We start from the raw sequence: 16,396 nt of genomic DNA on the forward strand, positions 1-16,396 counted from the left end.
TTTGTCAGACCGTTTAAGCAGTTAATAGGCGAAGAAAAACAATCTTTCTATTGCTGCCCTTGTTGTATACACGTAGGTATTTATTAAACAAACCACATATCATGACTTCATCGACCGTGGAACCTCATAAGGCCAAACGGGGAGAGCAGACTACGTTGGTAGGCATTTTCGTCAATATTGGCCTGGTGCTGGTGAAAGGAATTACCGGTTGGTTCGGACATTCCTATGCGCTGATCGCCGATGCCATGGAATCTGCTACTGATATTTTAACCTCCATACTTGTCTGGGTAGGCTTGCGCACAGCCTCAAAAGCGCCCGACACAAACCATCCATTTGGTCATGGAAAAGCAGAGCCACTGGCAGCGATTATGGTTTCGATCGCGCTGGTAGGAGCAGCTATATTGATCGCCGTTCAAAGTATCCAGCATATTCAGGTGCCGCACGAAATACCGGCTCCGTTTACGCTTGTGGTTTTGGCGGTCGTTGTCGTTGTTAAAGAAGTGCTGTTTCGGCGTATTGCCAAAGTAGGCGATGAGGTAGAAAGTAGTGCGGTGAAAGCTGACGCCTGGCACCATCGTAGTGATGCGATTACGTCATTGACGGCCTTTGTTGGTATCAGTATTGCGCTGATTGGTGGACCCGGCTACGAAAGCGCCGATGACTGGGCTGCCCTGCTGGCTTCTGGATTCATAATCGTTAATGCCTACCATATCTTCCGTCCTTCATTCGGCGAAATTATGGACGAGACACCGGCTGGTGACTGGCAGCAGGAATTAAAGGCCATTGCCATGACGGTTGCTGAGGTAAAAGGAATTGACAAATTCAGGGTTCGTAAAACTGGTTTTGAGTATTTCATCGATTTACACGTAACCGTACCGGGGAGTCTTACCGTGAGTCAGGGTCATGCCATAGCCCATGCCGTTAAGGCGGCTATCATGGAAGCCAAACCTGCAGTTTACGACGTACTGGTGCATATCGAACCTGACTAATGCATCGCCAGTCGGTGTACGGGTACGGTATTGGATGGCTGATTTTAAAGCAACTTTCAGTCAAATTGGCTATCCATAGACCGCAATGGAATACCGTATACCAAAAACTCCATTTACATTTGCAGGCAGATCGCTTCTCACCAGTAGCTGTCTGCCCGATTCTCTTTCCTAGTACTCCCCTATGCGACATCGATACTTTTCGGTTGCCTTTTTTTGCGGCCTAAGTGCACCTGCATTACTGTTTGCACAAGCTCCTACCTCTAGTTCCCTAGACGACACACTTCAACTGAATGAGGTGGTTGTTCGGGGATATGCCACCAATCGCCGACTTCTTGAAACACCGGCTTCCATTGGGTTGTTGACACGTCGGGATTTAAATCAGCGATTTGGAACGCCTACGCTCGTTCCGGCCATGAATACTTTGCCGGGCGTTCGAGCCGATGAGCGCTCACCGGGTAGCTACCGGCTGGCGATTCGGGGGAGTGCAATCCGGTCGCCATTTGGCGTACGAAATGTTAAAACATACTGGAACGAATTACCACTTACCGACGCTGGCGGCAACACGCCCCTCAATGCCTTAGACGTTCGGGCACTGGGTCGAATTGAAGTCATCAAAGGGCCGTCGGGAAGTTTGTACGGGGCAGGCACTGGGGGAACTATTCTGTTCAGTGGACTGGCTGTTCCGGCGGGTAAAACGAATGTAGAATTATCGGCACTGGGTGGCAGTTATGGTTTATATGGCAACGGCATTGCGGTACAAACAGGCAAGAACAATTCGGCAATTGCCCTCAATTACAACCACCTGCAATCGGATGGTTACCGCGATCAAAGTGCGATGGTTCGTGACAATCTGAGCCTGATTGGGTCATTTAGTGTTAGCCCAAAGCGAACCATATCGGTGCTGGGACTCTACTCTGATCTCTATTATCAAACACCAGGTGGCCTCAATCAGGCGCAATACGCGGCCAACCCTCGGGCTTCGCGTCCGGCCACGCCGACCCTGCCCAGTAGTGCGGCCCAACATGCGAGTATTTATCAGAAAATAGGCTACCTGGGGCTTTCGCATGAATACAAGTGGAATGACCGGATTCAGAACACAACCGTGATTTACGGTTCCAATACCGACTTCGCTAACCCATTCATTACCAACTTCGAAAAGCGCACCGATCAGGGTATGGGCGGCCGAACGATTACGCAATTCCGACTACCCACTGGCCCGTTGCCAACCACGTTTACGGTTGGTGGTGAACTTCTGCGCACCTTTACCGTCGATCGTAACTTCGGCAATCGGGGGGGTATAGCCGATACGATTCAAACCGATGAGGAGCTAACGGCTCGTCAGACAACAATTTTCGCACAGGCCGAAACCGAACTGCCCGCCCGCTTCCGATTAACGGCCGGGCTGAGCCGTAATGATGTCCGCTATGATTTCACCCGTTTCCCTGTCCGGTCGGCGGGTGCTTTACCCGCAACAACCTTAACGCGCAATTTCACGCCCGTATGGTTGCCCCGTGTGGCTTTACTTCGCACGTTTGGCCAAAACCTCGCGGCCTTTGTCAGCATCAGTACGGGCTACTCGGCACCATCGAGTCAGGAAGTTCGCCCTTCTGCGGGAGGCTTCAATGCAACGTTAAATGCCGAACTCGGCACGAATTACGAAGCAGGATTGCGCGGTTCGGCACTTAATAGCCGATTACGGTTCGATATAGCGGTTTACCAGTTCTACCTACGTCAGACGATCGTCCGGCGATCGGATGCGACCGGAGCGGAATTCTTCGTTAATGCGGGCCGTACCGATCAGCGTGGACTCGAAGCGCAGCTTTCCTACGATTTCATTCAGCCTTCTTCTACGTCCCTTTTCTCTCTCCTCAGAATCTGGCACAGTATGACCCTGACCAATTACCGATTCCGGGATTATCAGCAGGGTACAACCGATTTATCAAACAACCGGGTGCCGGGTGTAGCGCCTACGACTTTGGTAACCGGTCTGGATGCCGAAACAAAAATGGGAATTTATGCACACGCCACGTTCCAGTTTCTGGACCAGTTCCCACTGGTCGACGCTAACACAGTCATGTCTGATCCAACCAGACTGTTACAGGCAACCGTTGGTTTCCGACGGCCGCTGGGCCAGCACTGGACCCTGGATGTATATGCCAGTGGCGATAATTTGCTAAACCAGACGTACTCACTGGGTTATGACCTGAATGCGATCGGCAATCGCTTCTACAACGCTGCTCCGGCCCGAAACGGCATCGGGGGTGTTCGGATAAGCCTACGGTGGTAAATCAACAACTAAAAACCAATATCAATGACTAAAGGCTGAATGATCCATTGCTGTGTAGTCGTGTTATAAATCGTGCGAAAACCAGCTTCGAAAGGTGTTCGTAAACGTAGCGCATTGAAGACAAACGATACGTCGATACCCGTTGTGCGGTAGGCATGGCGTACTGTTTCATAGCCCCGCAAACGACCATTACCATCGCGTACTTCTTCCAGGCTCTGTCCTTCCGCTGCATCAAAAAATGCACCGGCTTTGATTCGCTGTACGAAGAGCCACCGCCCTAAAGACCAGTGTGTATCGGCAATTGGAAGACGATATTCGACACTTCCGGCAGTTATCCTGTCGTCACTCACGTACGATTGCCCGCGTGGGTAAAATACGAGTGCGCTGAAGCGGTACGTTCCCTGCGACTGTTGCTGATAACCAGCCCGTAGCCGCAGGGAATGGTGTTTCCCGAATCCGGGAAGATACAAATTGCCCAGAACACCCCACTGATCGCCAGTCAACCGGCCACCAAAGGGCGTTGTCCGCCAGTTGGCCGAAATGGATTGTCCCCAGCGGGGGGCAACGTCTCGTTTGCTTTGTCGTAGCAGTCTCGAAAAGCTAATGCCGTACGTCAGCGCATTGAGCGATCCCGCCGAACCGACATCGGTTATGTACCGAAAGGGCAGATCATAACCTGATACCTGAAGGTAATTGTAATAGGCCGAGAGATTCAGGCCCTGAATGTATTTCGAATTAGTCAGTTGCAGGGGCAGCCGGAATCCTGCCGTAAGCTGGTTGTACTGCCACTGGTCCGACCGCAAGCTGTCGGCAGGTGCTACCCGATCGATATACAGCGCCGTGTTGCGGTTACCGTGCTGAAAACTCAGATCTATAATCGGGTAAAGTCCCTGATAGCTGATGTTCGCATAAAAATTACCGACCTGCTCCGATTGATTGTAGGTATATCCCACTCCTACCTGGGTGGTGCCCAGCAGGTCCTGCGAACTTAATCCGACCGACAAAGCCTGTCCCGAACTACTGAGCGTTGGTCCCCAGCTATAGACATTGATCGCATTGGCAAGCCGCCGAAAACGGGTGGACTGATACGATGTAGCTGCCGGTATTGAATCGGCCAGAATCCGTCGGGCCTGCGCTGCACCGGGTTCCAATCCGGCCAGTGAGCCAAAAAAACGAACCGGCTGCGTCTGGCCGGGAGCGGTCGGGTTTTCCGAAACCGCTTTCCAGTTGTCCGGATTCAGCGACATACCCGCAATTCGATAGCCGGTTGATGCGAAATCCTCAAAAGCCAGCCTTGTTCCTGATGGTGACACAGCTGCATGATAGGCCGCTAATGGTCGGGAGGTAACCTGAAACACCTGCTTCGACTGCACCTTCACGGCATAAACGTTATCGATTCCGGAACGGGGGGAATTATAAAACACATATTCGCCCCAGGGCTGCGGATTGCTTAGATTTTCGTTTACTCGTGGCAACAGATCGGTTCGTGCATTGGTCTGAGTGTCGATCGTCTGAATCGTTTTTTCGCCATTCTTGAGCGAGACTGCAACTAAAGTACGATTATCGGTCTGCCACCGTGGATGCAGATAAAATTCATTTTCAGGATTGGGCAGTGCTTTCACAACTTTACCGGTCTTAGCATCAAGCACAAGCAGACGGGTTTTATAGTGCTCGTTGCTTTCAACAACCACTAGTTTTGAATGGTCGGGCGAGAGGGCGACCGCCATGTATCGGGTTCGGTGGGTCAATCGCGTAAGCTTACCAGTCGTCAGGTCGAGTAGCCGAATGTTCGAGTAAATACGCTGGCCCCAGCGCGGGTCATAACCAAATTCGATCCAGCACGCTTTGGTTGCTGTTGCCGACAGCATAGCTGGATCGTTCGGAAAACCTTGTACAAAAACCGTTTTCTCGACTCCATTTTTATCCAGAATTACTAACCGGGGTGTATCGCCCAGGCCGCTTTTTACGCAGAGAATCGTGGAGTCAGTCAGAAATTGCGGATACTGGTAGTTCGTAAAAACGGGCTGGGAGGATTCCTGCTTTTCGGCCTTGACGGCAAACAGGGTCGCGGGTGTAATGGTCAATCGATCCTGCTGTTTCTGCCAGGTTTCGGTCAGGTCATCCATCGTTTTCAGGTACAAATCTTCCGTCCGCAAACCCGTTTCATCCCTGATACTGGCCGAGAATGCAAACGGCCACGGAATCCGGTGGTAATTTCGATTCAGTACACGACTCCACGCATCGGGGCCATACGTACGCTTGAGGTACGTCGTCATAAAATAGCCCAGTACGTAATGATTAGGCACATTATCCCGATAGGAGCCCGTTGCCGCCTTTGGGTAATCGAAGCGTTTTCCGGCCAGTAAATTTGCACGCATTCCCAGATCGAAATTCGGAATTCGCCCTCGGCCACTCGTACTAAACAGCGTTTCTGTACTGACAGCATCGCCCTCGGCAAACCAGTCGGGCACTGTCAGAAGTGGCAGAAAAAGGCCTGTATTCCCAAACAGGGTATAAAAGAAACGACCATACCCCTGTAATGCTTTGTCATTCTGCACAACATGCCGGTATTCATGCACAGCCAGCAGATCCAGCCAGTTAAATGTGCCCAGCAGGCCAGGGTCCTGGGGCGGCACCGCAAAAAACTCCGACCGGCGTGGAAACAAGGTCACAAAACCGTTGCTGTTGGTCGTTTGATTTTGTAGAAGCAATGAAATCCGCCGGGGTTTCTTTTCGAGCGATGCGCTGATTGGCTCATAAAGGCTTTCGAGCCGTTGGGCCGTCCGTTGGGCTGTAGAATCAAGTCCGGTTGGATAAAGCACCCGGAAGTGGGGCGTTGTCAGACGATACCAGTGCAGACTGGTTGGATTCTGATCGAGAATAGGAAGGCTTTGGGCTGTAGCCGTGAGGGCCGCAAGCAGGAGTTGGGTCGTGAGAAAGTATCTTCGTAACATGCCGTATCAATGATACGGAGTTTTAACGAAAAAATGTCCGCGTTTTGACATGAAACCTATTCCTGTCTGTACTTCCAATTCACTAACGGAAGTCGTTTGTTCTTTAGCGATTATTAGTTTAAAAATTTATACCTGTCAGGAGCGCAATATTTTCAAATTGTAACTGAGGGCCAGAGCCAAAAAAACGGGCCGAAAATAGGAGGTCGTTTACATAATGCTCATACCGCACCGTAATCGGAATGCTGATTTTCCCAACTGTTACATTGGCTCCAATACCACCAATAGCACTCACCGCTGATTTCGTTGACAAATCGTAATTGAACTCAAAATTAGGATCAACTTGACAAGGGACGAGATCACACATGGGGTATGTATGAATACGATAATACCCATTTATGGCTTGATTATAGCCTGTTCCTAGTTCCAGAAAAGGGGATATTTTAGTATCCAGAATCCGATAGCGGTACAATAGTGGTATTTTGATCGTGGATACACCAAGGCTGGGAATGTCCCAATATTTTCTATTTGCATTTAGCTTATCAATACTTGTATAGGACGGTTGTAAGTGGAAAGATGACCGTTTATTTAGTCGGAGGTTTAGTTCCAGGCCCAACAGGAGACCATAATGATCTGGGAAAGACTGAAAATTGCTGTTCCTCAATTCAGGTCTGGAACGGTTTATACCGCCAAAAACGCCAATCCCCCAACGTACGTTTTTCGGCTGTACGACTTTCTGAGCAATTAAGTTACTCATTGTCAATACAATGACGATAAAAGATAAGTATGTTTTTTTCATAGTGGGTATTTTGTGGGCCGGTTTTCTGGATAAATGATGGCTTAAGAAACCATTGTAAATTGATGATCCAGTTAAAACCATCAGCCAAATATATAAACTAATATTATAAAATAAGATATATACTTTAAACCACTATATATATAAATATATATTAAATCAGGTTCTAAATCATATTCACAAATACTTCACAACCAGACTTATCAGCTTTTTCACCTTATCCGTGTATGGCGGATATAGAAATTTCATCGTGCCAAAATCCCGTTGCATTACCCCTCTTTGATTCGAAAACTCCTGAAAACTAAAAAATCCATTTGATTTACCCAAACCGCTGTTGTTGACTCCACCAAAGGGGAGTTCAACATTACCAAACTGAAGAAGTGTATCGTTTATGACCGTATCTCCTGCTGACGTCCGATCCAGAATGTACTGTGTATTCTTCCGATTATGGCTATGTATGTAGAGCGCCAGCGGCTTTTCTCGTTGGTTAATGATCTGGAGGGCCTGGTCGAGCGTTGAATACGAAAGAACGGGCAGTATTGGGCCAAAAATCTCATCCTGCATTACCCGCATATCGTCCGTTACGTTCTCCAGTACGGTAGGTTCAATGAAATGCTGATCGGCGTTCATTTTGCCACCCACCGTTACGGTCGCCCCTTTTTCTACAGCATCGTCAAGCAACGCACGGAGACGTTGAAAATGCCGGCTGTTCACAATTCGGGCGTAACTGTCCGACTGTTCAACCGGTTTGCCATCAGGACTATACATACTCGCCAGGGCATCCCGAAAAGCCTGCATAAAAGGCTCCTTAATGGAATCGTGCACCAGCAAATAATCAGGTGCAATGCAGGTTTGACCATTGTTCAGGCACTTGCCCCACGCCAACTGCCCGGCCGCCTGTTTGATTGTGGCCGACTCATCGACAATAGCGGGCGATTTGCCACCAAGTTCGAGCGTGACCGATGCCAGATGCTTTGCAGCAGCGGTCATCACAATGCGTCCAACAGCAGGGCTTCCTGTAAAAAAAATATGGTTGAAGGGGAGTTGCAATAAGGCCTGGGCTATCGTTTCGTTACCTTCAAAAACAGCTACCTCTTTTACCGGAAACAGGTCCGTGATCATTTGTTTGATCAGCCCAGCCGTATGAGGTGTTAATTCTGAAGGCTTCAAAATGACCACATTTCCGGCGGCAATGGCTGATACCAGCGGCCGGATAGACAACACAAACGGGTAGTTCCACGGTGCCATAATCAGCACATTACCTTTGGGTTCATGGTGTAGCGAACTCTTCGTACCAACCAGGCTTAAGGGCGTTGGTAGCCGTTGTGGTTTCATCCAGTGGGCCAGGTGCCGGATTGTATGTTTAATCTCTGCCTGAAGTGCTAATAATTCGCCAATCATTACTTCGGCAGCGGGCTTACGAAAGTCCTCATACATAACCCGCTGAATATCGGCTTCATGATCCTTTACCCACGTCTGTATGCGCCGGATTCGTTCAATACGCTGGTCGACAGTCGTAAGCGCCATCTGGGGGGCGTATTGGCGTTGAGCATCAAAAACCGCCTTCAATTCGTTGCTAAGGTCGGTTTCAGAAAGTAGGGTGTTCATGTCTAATACCAGGCGAATTTAATTGAGCCAAAAGAATACTTTAAAAGTACAAATAATTGACCAGAAAGGCTGATATTGGCATTTATATCGTGAATCGTCTATCTTAGCTAAAACTTTAGCAAACCCGACCGGATGACGCTCGTCAGTGACAACATCCGCTACCTGCGTAAACTCAACGGACTAACGCAGGAGCAGTTTTCCAGAAAAATCAACATAAAACGTTCGTTATTAGGTGCGTACGAAGAAGGACGTGCCAACCCGAACCAGCAGAATATTCAGGCAATCGCCAAAGCCTTCAATACAACAGTTGAATTACTTACCCGGCAGGATCTGCGTAAAATCCGCGAAACGCCGAGTCTTAGCATTCCTCTCGGACAGTCAAACAAAACAGTCGACGCTCGCCCGAACCGAAGCGACAGTCCACATATTCGCTCCGACGGTCACCTCGACGCAGGTGATGACGATCCATTCCAGCACCCTGACTTTCCTGATATTTTTTCTCAACCGGCCAGCAAAACACCCGAACCGCAACCGCTCTCAACGGTTCTGAATAAATACTACCGGCCATCGGAAGAACCTCGCCCTGTTCCGACTCCGCCGGTCATTACCGCTCCTGTTCGACCAACGCAGGAAAGGCCCATTCATGAACGGACGCAACCGGTCACTTTTCAGACCACTCAGGATACACCAGCGCCTTCGCCCATGGATCGGTTGTTTGGTCAGCCGGATAACCAGCCTGTAACTCCTCCCCCGCCCCGCCAACCGGAGCAACTGACGTTCAACAATGTCTATGAAGGATCAGGGCGGTACGGCGATTCGGCTTCGGCTCGCTCAACAGGGGCTGCCCAGGTTATGGCTCCGACCATTTCGATTGTGATGCAATCGCAGTTCGGTGACTATAGCCAGCGGTATCAGCAATTCGAATTTCTGCACCGCTTGCCCGCCATGCACTTACCTACGTTACCCGACGGTCACTACCGTGCTTTTGAAGCTGGCGACGATTTTGTGTTTCCGGGGGCATTGCTGATTGGTCAGTTCGTTCGTAGCTGGTTCGAGATTGCCGATGGAAAAATGTACGTCCTCCTCATTCACCATCAGCGTCCTGAAGGATCAGGAATTGTTTGTCGACGCGTCTACAATCAGGTAAAAATTAAAGGTAGTCTGCTGCTTACTGCCGATAAAGCCGAGATACCCAACCGCGAAGTGGCTCTGAAAGAAGTGATGGAGGTTTGGGAAATACGGGCCTTCGTCAGCCAGCACATACCGCCACCGGCTCCCAGCACCGACCGGTTGAAACAATTGGTCGATGAATTGCGGTTTGAAGTTGATCGCTTATAGTCAACCAGTTAGTAGGCCATTGCCTCAGATGAGCAATATTTTAGCTGATTTGGCAAACGTAAACAGCCTGAAAGAGTTAAATGATAATGAGTTCAATGAGGCTCAGTAAAGTGCTATTCCTGTTGGCGTTAGCTCACGGTTGAACGGTGACTTTACTTTCGTTCTTTCCTCTTTTTAGTGAGGGCTTTGGTTTGAGGCTTAACAGGCTTTAGACTAGAGCCCTCTTCCTTTGCCAGGAATAGGTTCGTATTTTTGTAACCTTATGACTTTCACTCAGAGTCGTGCCATGGTTAGGCCACCTCCTACACGAACCGTGTCAAGGCTTTGAACTCTTATATGCGTTATTTTCTTGAATTAGCTTATCGAGGTACCAACTATCATGGCTGGCAACGGCAACCAAATGGCCTCAGTGTGCAGGAGGTGGTCGAAAATGCACTGACCATACTATTCAGGCTCCCAGTTGCTATTGTGGGAAGTGGCCGCACCGACACGGGCGTTCATGCCGGACAACAATTTGCTCATTTTGAAACTGATCAACCACTTCCTGGAAATCTACTTCGATCAATAAATAGCCTGATTCCCAACGACATTGCCGTTTACGACTGCTTTCCGGTTCGGTCCGATGATCACGCTCGCTATACAGCTACGTTTCGGTATTATCAATATCAAATTATTCGCCGGAAAGATCCTTTTCGGGATGGCTTAGCCTATGTTTTTACGCTACCGCTCGACATCGAGCGGATGAACGAAGCTGCAAACCAACTGCTCCATCACACTGATTTTGAAAGCTTTAGTAAAGTAAAAACCGACGTTAAAACGTTCAATTGTCGAATTGACTTTGCCTATTGGGTTACAGACCCGGCGGGAAATCTAACGTTTCATATCAAGGCCGACCGTTTTCTGCGGGGCATGGTTCGGGCAGTTGTTGGTACACTGCTGGATGTTGGTCAGGGTCGGCTTAGCATCGATGAATTTGACCGCATTATTCTTGCCAGAGATCGCAAAAAGGCTGGGCGAGCCGCCCCCGCCGATGGGCTATCGCTGGTTGAAGTGGGATATCCAGCAGAGGTGTTTGCCCAAAAAGGCAAGGGTAGCTGATCGTGTGAATTGGTGCCATTCCTAACGGCTTATTCTCTCTCCACGATCCTGACTACTCATTTCTTTTTCCTACATTCGTCTTTCATCAAAAACAAGTTCTTGCATTGAAAATTGGAACGATCATATTAGCGGCTGGTGCTTCAACACGCATGGGTGGCGAACCGAAGCAATTATTAACCTACAAAGGGCAGTCGCTCATTCGTCGGATTACCGATACAGCCCTGGCGCTCCAAACGGGTCCGGTTATTGTGGTGCTGGGGGCCAACCGCGAGCGAATCGCGCCCGAGTTGGCCAGTCTTCCCATTACCCTTGTAGACAATGAAGCCTGGCAAACAGGAATGGCCTCATCGCTCAAAATGGGTCTTGCGGCACTTTATATAACCAATAAAGATATCGATGCCGTCCTGATTCTTCTCACTGACCAACCGCTCGTATCGGTCGGGTTGCTACAGTTTATGCTTGAAACCTACGTCAGTGAAAATAAGGGCATTGTGGCCTGTCGTTACGATGATCAGTTGGGTGTTCCGGCCCTCTTCGATCGAAAATATATTGAGCAAATGCTGCAACTGGAAGGCGACAAAGGCGCAAAATGGGTTATTATTAAACACCGGCAGGATTGTGCTGAAGTTCCGTTCGAAGCTGGGGCCATTGATCTGGATTCCAAACGCGATGTAGAACTGTTTGCGCTGGCGCAGACTGGTGCCACTCCGTCGTGAAGATGAAGGAAATGTCTATTTTTGCTTCCAGCGAATTGATCTATTTTTACCTAAACAGGTTTCACCGATCTGTCCCAACCCTTCAGGCGACTTTATACCCTAACTGAATGAAAAATTACATTACACAGGACCCCTGGTGCATTATTGAAGAGGGGTTTCACCGTGACTACAACGAGATTACTGAAAGTGTAATGTCCCTGGGCAATGGCAGGCTTGGGCAGCGGGGTAATTTTGAAGAGAAATTTACCGGCAAAACATTGCAGGGCAATTACGTTGCCGGTGTCTATTATCCTGACAAAACCCGCGTCGGCTGGTGGAAGAATGGGTACCCCGAATACTTCGCCAAAGTATTGAATGCAGCCAACTGGATTGGTATCGACATCGATATTGAGTATGAATCACTCGACCTCAACCACTGCGAAGTTCGTGATTTCCGGCGGGTGCTCGACATGCAGGAAGGGTATCTGGAACGCTCGTTTGTGGCGATTCTTAAAAGTGGCAAAGAACTTCAGGTCAATAGCAAGCGGTTTTGCTCGATTGTTGACGACGAAGCCGGGGTTATCCGCTACGCGATCAAGCCACTCAATTTCGACGCCAAGATTACCATTACACCTTATATCGATGGGGCGATTCGCAATCGCGATGCCAATTACGACGAAACGTTCTGGGACGAAGTGCGGAAGGAAACTGGCTACGGAGAGGCTTACATTGAACTTCGGACCCGTAAAACCGGCTTTCACGTTGCCACGGGTATGTCCATCGAGATTGAGCAGGACGGTGTTAAAATCGATTATCAATCGCAGCCGATCAAGTACGAAAAGTACGTAGCCAATCGCATGACGCTCGACTGTCAGCAGGGCCAGGAAACGGTCATTTATAAATACGCCGTCAATCTGTCGTCACTCAACTACGATCCGGATACGATTCTACTGGAAGCCCGTCAGAGCATGCAACGAATTACGCGGAAAGGATTCGACAAGATGCTGTTCGAGCAGATGCAGGCCTGGGCCGATAAGTGGAAAATGAACGACATCGTCATTGACGGCGATGTTGCCGCTCAGCAAGGCATTCGGTTTAACATTTTTCAGCTCAACCAGACCTATACCGGCGAAGACGAACGACTAAACATCGGACCCAAAGGATTTACGGGTGAAAAATACGGTGGCTCAACCTACTGGGATACCGAAGCATATTGTCTCCCGTTTTACCTCTCCACTGCCGACCAGAAAGTAGCCAAGAACCTGCTGGTTTATCGTTACAAGCAACTGGGGAAAGCCATCGAAAACGCGCAAAAGTTAGGTTTTCGGGCCGGAGCTGCCCTGTATCCGATGGTGACCATGAACGGCGAAGAATGCCATAACGAATGGGAGATTACGTTCGAGGAAATTCATCGCAACGGAGCCATCGCCTACGCCATATACGACTATGTTCGCTATACGGGCGACGAGCAGTATCTTGTTGAGTATGGCCTGGAGGTACTGATTGCCATCAGCCGATTCTGGAGCCAGCGCGTACATTGGTCAAAGGCCAAACAGCAGTACGTGATGCTTGGGGTAACGGGGCCGAATGAGTACGAAAACAACGTCAATAACAACTGGTATACCAACTACATTGCAGCCTGGACACTTCGGTACACCATTGAGGCAATCGAAAAAGTAAAAGTCCTTGATGCTGAAAAATATGGAGATCTGATCGATCGAATACACTTTCGCGAAGAGAAGGAAATGGCTACCGTTCGGCAGATTGTCGAGAAAATATACCTGCCGAAAGACGATGAACGAGGTGTTTTTCTGCAACAGGAAGGCTTTCTGGATAAAGATCTCATGCCCGTTACTGACATCCCGAAAGGGCAGCGCCCGATCAATCAGCACTGGTCATGGGATCGGATTTTACGGTCGTGTTTTATCAAGCAGGCCGATGTGCTTCAGGGCCTGTACTTCTTTGAAGATGAATTTGATACGGAAACGCTCAAGCGAAATTTTGACTTCTACGAACCCATGACGGTTCATGAATCATCGCTATCGCCCTGTGTTCATAGCATTCAGGCTTCGAAGTTAGGCATGCGGGAGAAAGCCTATGAAATGTACCTCCGCACAGCCCGGCTCGATCTGGATGACTACAACAACGACACCGAAGACGGCTGCCACATTACGAGCATGGCCGGAACCTGGCTGGCAGTCGTGAAAGGCTTCGGCGGTCTGCGTGTAGAGCAGGAACAAGGGGCCGATTCGCAGCTTGTTTTAAACCCCTATTGCCCTGATCAATGGCAATCGCTGGCGTTCAAGATCAGATTTCGGAGCGCGTTGCTGCAAATCACGACAACCCAGACGGACGTAACAGTAAAAAACTTTTCGGCACAGCCGGTTACCCTCAACTTACACGGCAAAGCCCTAACAATCAAGGGCCAAAATCAGCAGACAGTGAGTCTGAAAGGAAAGTCCTGAGAAAGACCTCTAGTCAGCATAAACAGGGAAACCCGTCAACATCTGGCGGGTTTCCCTGTTTATACGCGTCGAATTCAATCAAAAAAATACCGATAAAATCACCTGTTTATGAATACACCATCAAATAATTACATTTGTTGAAGCCTCTTTAATCAACGTCAACTAAACTATGCAGGTCCGTTTGATTTATCTGGTTATTTTTTTTTCTACCTGGCTATTTTTCAGTATCAACAGCCATGCCCAGTCCTTGCCGAATCCTACCGATACCAGCTATGTGATGACTTTGCTGAAAAAAGGAGAAGCCATTGAAACAAAGCAGGCGACCACGGCGCTGGCTCATTATCAGAATGCATATGAGTTCTCAAAAAAAATAAACTATACAAAGGGATATTTTGAGAGTGTTCGACTCATGGCCTATCTGCTGAATAACCTCGGTCGGCACGACGAAGCCAGAAAAATTGCCCAAAATGCGCTACAGAAAGCCAGGCAGGATACCTCCAAGCGGAACCTTGGCCTGAGTTATTTTGCCTTAGCGAATACCGCCCTGTTTTCGGGCCGGTTTGCCGAAGCCATTCCAAATTATCGACAGGCAGCGCATTTCATGCAGCTTATCGGCAAATTAAAAAATGTGGCCGTTATCAATCAGAATTTAGGGTATATCTATGAGCAACAGCGGATGTATCCGCAGGCGCTGGACCATTATAAGCGAGCGCTGGCATTCGATAGTACGGATAAACAGGACCCTCGCTCGATTGCTTCCGATTATTTCAGCATTGCCAATCTTCTCAGTAAACAGGACAAATTACGGGAGTCGCGGGTGTATTATTTAATGGCTCGACAATGGATTGATCCTAAAAACGACCTTGATTTCATGATCAATCTCTACAATAATCTTGGCTACCAATACAGTGCTGAAGCGAACTATGATTCGGCTTTATACTATCAGCGGGAAGGACTCCGAATGAGTCGACAGCTCGGAAATCCCAGGCATGAGCTGCACATGCTGATGTCGCTGGCGCAAACGAACAATCGAATGAAGCAATTTGCGCGGGCTATACCTCTACTGGATGAATCATACGCTATCGCAAAGAAGAATCAGGTTGGCTTAGCCGAACTCGCTAATATTTATCGGGAATATGCCATAACAACCGAAGGTCTTCATGCCTACAAAGCCTGCGCCGAGTGGCTCGATAAGTATGTTGGGGCAAAGGATTCGCTCAACAATCAGGAAACGAAAGAGTTGCTGGCAAGTTATGAACTCCAGCTTAAGCAAGCGGAAGCCCGCCAGAAAATCGCCGGAAAACAACACCAGATTGATCGGCTGGAGCAGCAACACCAGCGTCAGAACTTATGGCTATTAATTGCGGGACTGATCATTTTGGCCGCAATTGGCAGTCTGTTCTTCGCCTATCTTTACGCGAAACAACGCCAGCGAACAGCCAACAATGCGCTATTAGCTGCCCAGCGGGAGCACGAACTGGTAGCCATACAGTCGGAATTACAGGGCCAACAGAAAGAGCGGCTCCGGATTTCCAAAGAAATGCACGATGATCTGGGGGCATCTTTAACGGCCATTGGGCTATTGAGCGAAGTTGTTAAAACCCGAATGGGACCAAACACTACCCCCGAAATAGAGAAAATTTCGAGCATCTCATCCGATATGGTCACGTCCATGAATGAGATTATCTGGTCACTGAACACCAAAAATGACAGTCTGAACGGCCTGATCGCCTATACACGATCCTACGCCAGTGAATTCATCGACAATACTTCGCTTAGTCTGAAAACGGATGTCGAAGAATCACCCCTTGAAATTCCGATGAGGGGTGCCGACCGTCGGAATGTGTTCCTGACGGTAAAAGAAGCCCTGAACAACGCCGTTAAACATGCACAGGCTACACAGGTAAGGCTCATGATCCATCCACAATCCGGCCAGCTCCTGATCGAAGTATGCGACAATGGACACGGGTTTGTGTCGAATGAAAAGACTAGTTTGCGGAACGGATTGGGTAATATGCAGAACCGCATGGCCGAATCGGGCGGAACCTGCGAAATTTCGTCATCACCAGCGGGAACCTGCGTAAAAATCAGTTATCCCTATCCAACCGTTTCGATGAAGAAAATAATGCAACTGTAGTATAGCGTTGAACGAATAAATCGATGAATATT

At 48.9% G+C, this 16,396-nt stretch carries 10 protein-coding genes; 7 read left to right on the plus strand and 3 right to left on the minus strand.

All coding sequences use genetic code 11. The features are described from left to right. The first annotated feature begins 101 nt into the window (after window positions 1-101). Window positions 102-989 (plus strand): cation diffusion facilitator family transporter, encoded by an 888-nt coding sequence (locus GJR95_RS06720; RefSeq protein WP_162385140.1) that lies wholly within the window; start codon window positions 102-104, stop codon window positions 987-989. A gap of 181 nt (window positions 990-1,170) precedes the next feature. Then, a complete protein-coding gene (locus tag GJR95_RS06725) occupies window positions 1,171-3,276 on the plus strand; it encodes a TonB-dependent receptor (protein WP_162385141.1) in 2,106 nt (701 codons plus the stop codon). A gap of 8 nt (window positions 3,277-3,284) precedes the next feature. Here GJR95_RS06725 and GJR95_RS06730 read toward each other — a convergent pair whose 3' ends face one another. From GJR95_RS06730 to GJR95_RS06740, 3 genes are all read right to left on the minus strand, one after another. Then, complete coding sequence (locus GJR95_RS06730) at window positions 3,285-6,230, minus strand: TolB-like translocation protein (RefSeq protein WP_162385142.1); 2,946 nt, start codon at window positions 6,228-6,230, stop codon at window positions 3,285-3,287. A 118-nt stretch (window positions 6,231-6,348) separates the two neighbouring features. Then, window positions 6,349-7,026, minus strand: coding sequence for a GH3 domain-containing protein (locus GJR95_RS06735; protein WP_162385143.1), 678 nt, complete (start codon window positions 7,024-7,026; stop codon window positions 6,349-6,351). A gap of 174 nt (window positions 7,027-7,200) precedes the next feature. Continuing rightward, on the minus strand, window positions 7,201-8,631 hold the full coding sequence (locus GJR95_RS06740; RefSeq protein ID WP_162385144.1) for an aldehyde dehydrogenase family protein: 1,431 nt from the start codon (window positions 8,629-8,631) through the stop codon (window positions 7,201-7,203). A 132-nt stretch (window positions 8,632-8,763) separates the two neighbouring features. Here GJR95_RS06740 and GJR95_RS06745 point away from each other — a divergent pair, with 132 nt between their 5' ends. The 5 genes from GJR95_RS06745 to GJR95_RS06765 all read left to right on the plus strand — a co-directional run bounded on the left by GJR95_RS06745 (window position 8,764) and on the right by GJR95_RS06765 (window position 16,364). Then, window positions 8,764-9,969, plus strand: coding sequence for a helix-turn-helix domain-containing protein (locus GJR95_RS06745; protein ID WP_162385145.1), 1,206 nt, complete (start codon window positions 8,764-8,766; stop codon window positions 9,967-9,969). 336 nt (window positions 9,970-10,305) lie between these two features. Beyond that, window positions 10,306-11,067, plus strand: a complete 762-nt coding sequence (gene truA / locus GJR95_RS06750) for a tRNA pseudouridine(38-40) synthase TruA (RefSeq protein ID WP_162385146.1) — start codon at window positions 10,306-10,308, stop codon at window positions 11,065-11,067. Window positions 11,068-11,171: 104 nt separating this feature from the next. Next, a complete protein-coding gene (locus GJR95_RS06755; RefSeq protein ID WP_162385147.1) occupies window positions 11,172-11,783 on the plus strand; it encodes a nucleotidyltransferase family protein in 612 nt (203 codons plus the stop codon). Window positions 11,784-11,890: 107 nt separating this feature from the next. Continuing rightward, complete coding sequence (locus GJR95_RS06760) at window positions 11,891-14,227, plus strand: glycoside hydrolase family 65 protein (protein WP_162385148.1); 2,337 nt, start codon at window positions 11,891-11,893, stop codon at window positions 14,225-14,227. A gap of 169 nt (window positions 14,228-14,396) precedes the next feature. Further along, complete coding sequence (locus tag GJR95_RS06765) at window positions 14,397-16,364, plus strand: tetratricopeptide repeat-containing sensor histidine kinase (protein WP_162385149.1); 1,968 nt, start codon at window positions 14,397-14,399, stop codon at window positions 16,362-16,364. Window positions 16,365-16,396 lie beyond the last annotated feature (32 nt).

This window comes from Spirosoma endbachense (genome assembly GCF_010233585.1).
Classification (GTDB): Bacteria; Bacteroidota; Bacteroidia; order Cytophagales; family Spirosomataceae; genus Spirosoma; species Spirosoma endbachense.

Excerpts from the sequence above, each read along its gene's own strand:
- GJR95_RS06765 (WP_162385149.1), top strand. The coding sequence starts at position 14,397 with ATGCAGGTCCGTTTGATTTATCTGGTTATTTTTTTTTCTACCTGGCTA.
- GJR95_RS06725 (WP_162385141.1), top strand. The coding sequence starts at position 1,171 with ATGCGACATCGATACTTTTCGGTTGCCTTTTTTTGCGGCCTAAGTGCA.
- GJR95_RS06740 (WP_162385144.1), bottom strand. The coding sequence starts at position 8,631 with ATGAACACCCTACTTTCTGAAACCGACCTTAGCAACGAATTGAAGGCG.
- GJR95_RS06745 (WP_162385145.1), top strand. The coding sequence starts at position 8,764 with ATGACGCTCGTCAGTGACAACATCCGCTACCTGCGTAAACTCAACGGA.
- GJR95_RS06730 (WP_162385142.1), bottom strand. The coding sequence starts at position 6,230 with ATGTTACGAAGATACTTTCTCACGACCCAACTCCTGCTTGCGGCCCTC.
- truA (WP_162385146.1), top strand. The coding sequence starts at position 10,306 with ATGCGTTATTTTCTTGAATTAGCTTATCGAGGTACCAACTATCATGGC.
- GJR95_RS06760 (WP_162385148.1), top strand. The coding sequence starts at position 11,891 with ATGAAAAATTACATTACACAGGACCCCTGGTGCATTATTGAAGAGGGG.
- GJR95_RS06720 (WP_162385140.1), top strand. The coding sequence starts at position 102 with ATGACTTCATCGACCGTGGAACCTCATAAGGCCAAACGGGGAGAGCAG.
- GJR95_RS06735 (WP_162385143.1), bottom strand. The coding sequence starts at position 7,026 with ATGAAAAAAACATACTTATCTTTTATCGTCATTGTATTGACAATGAGT.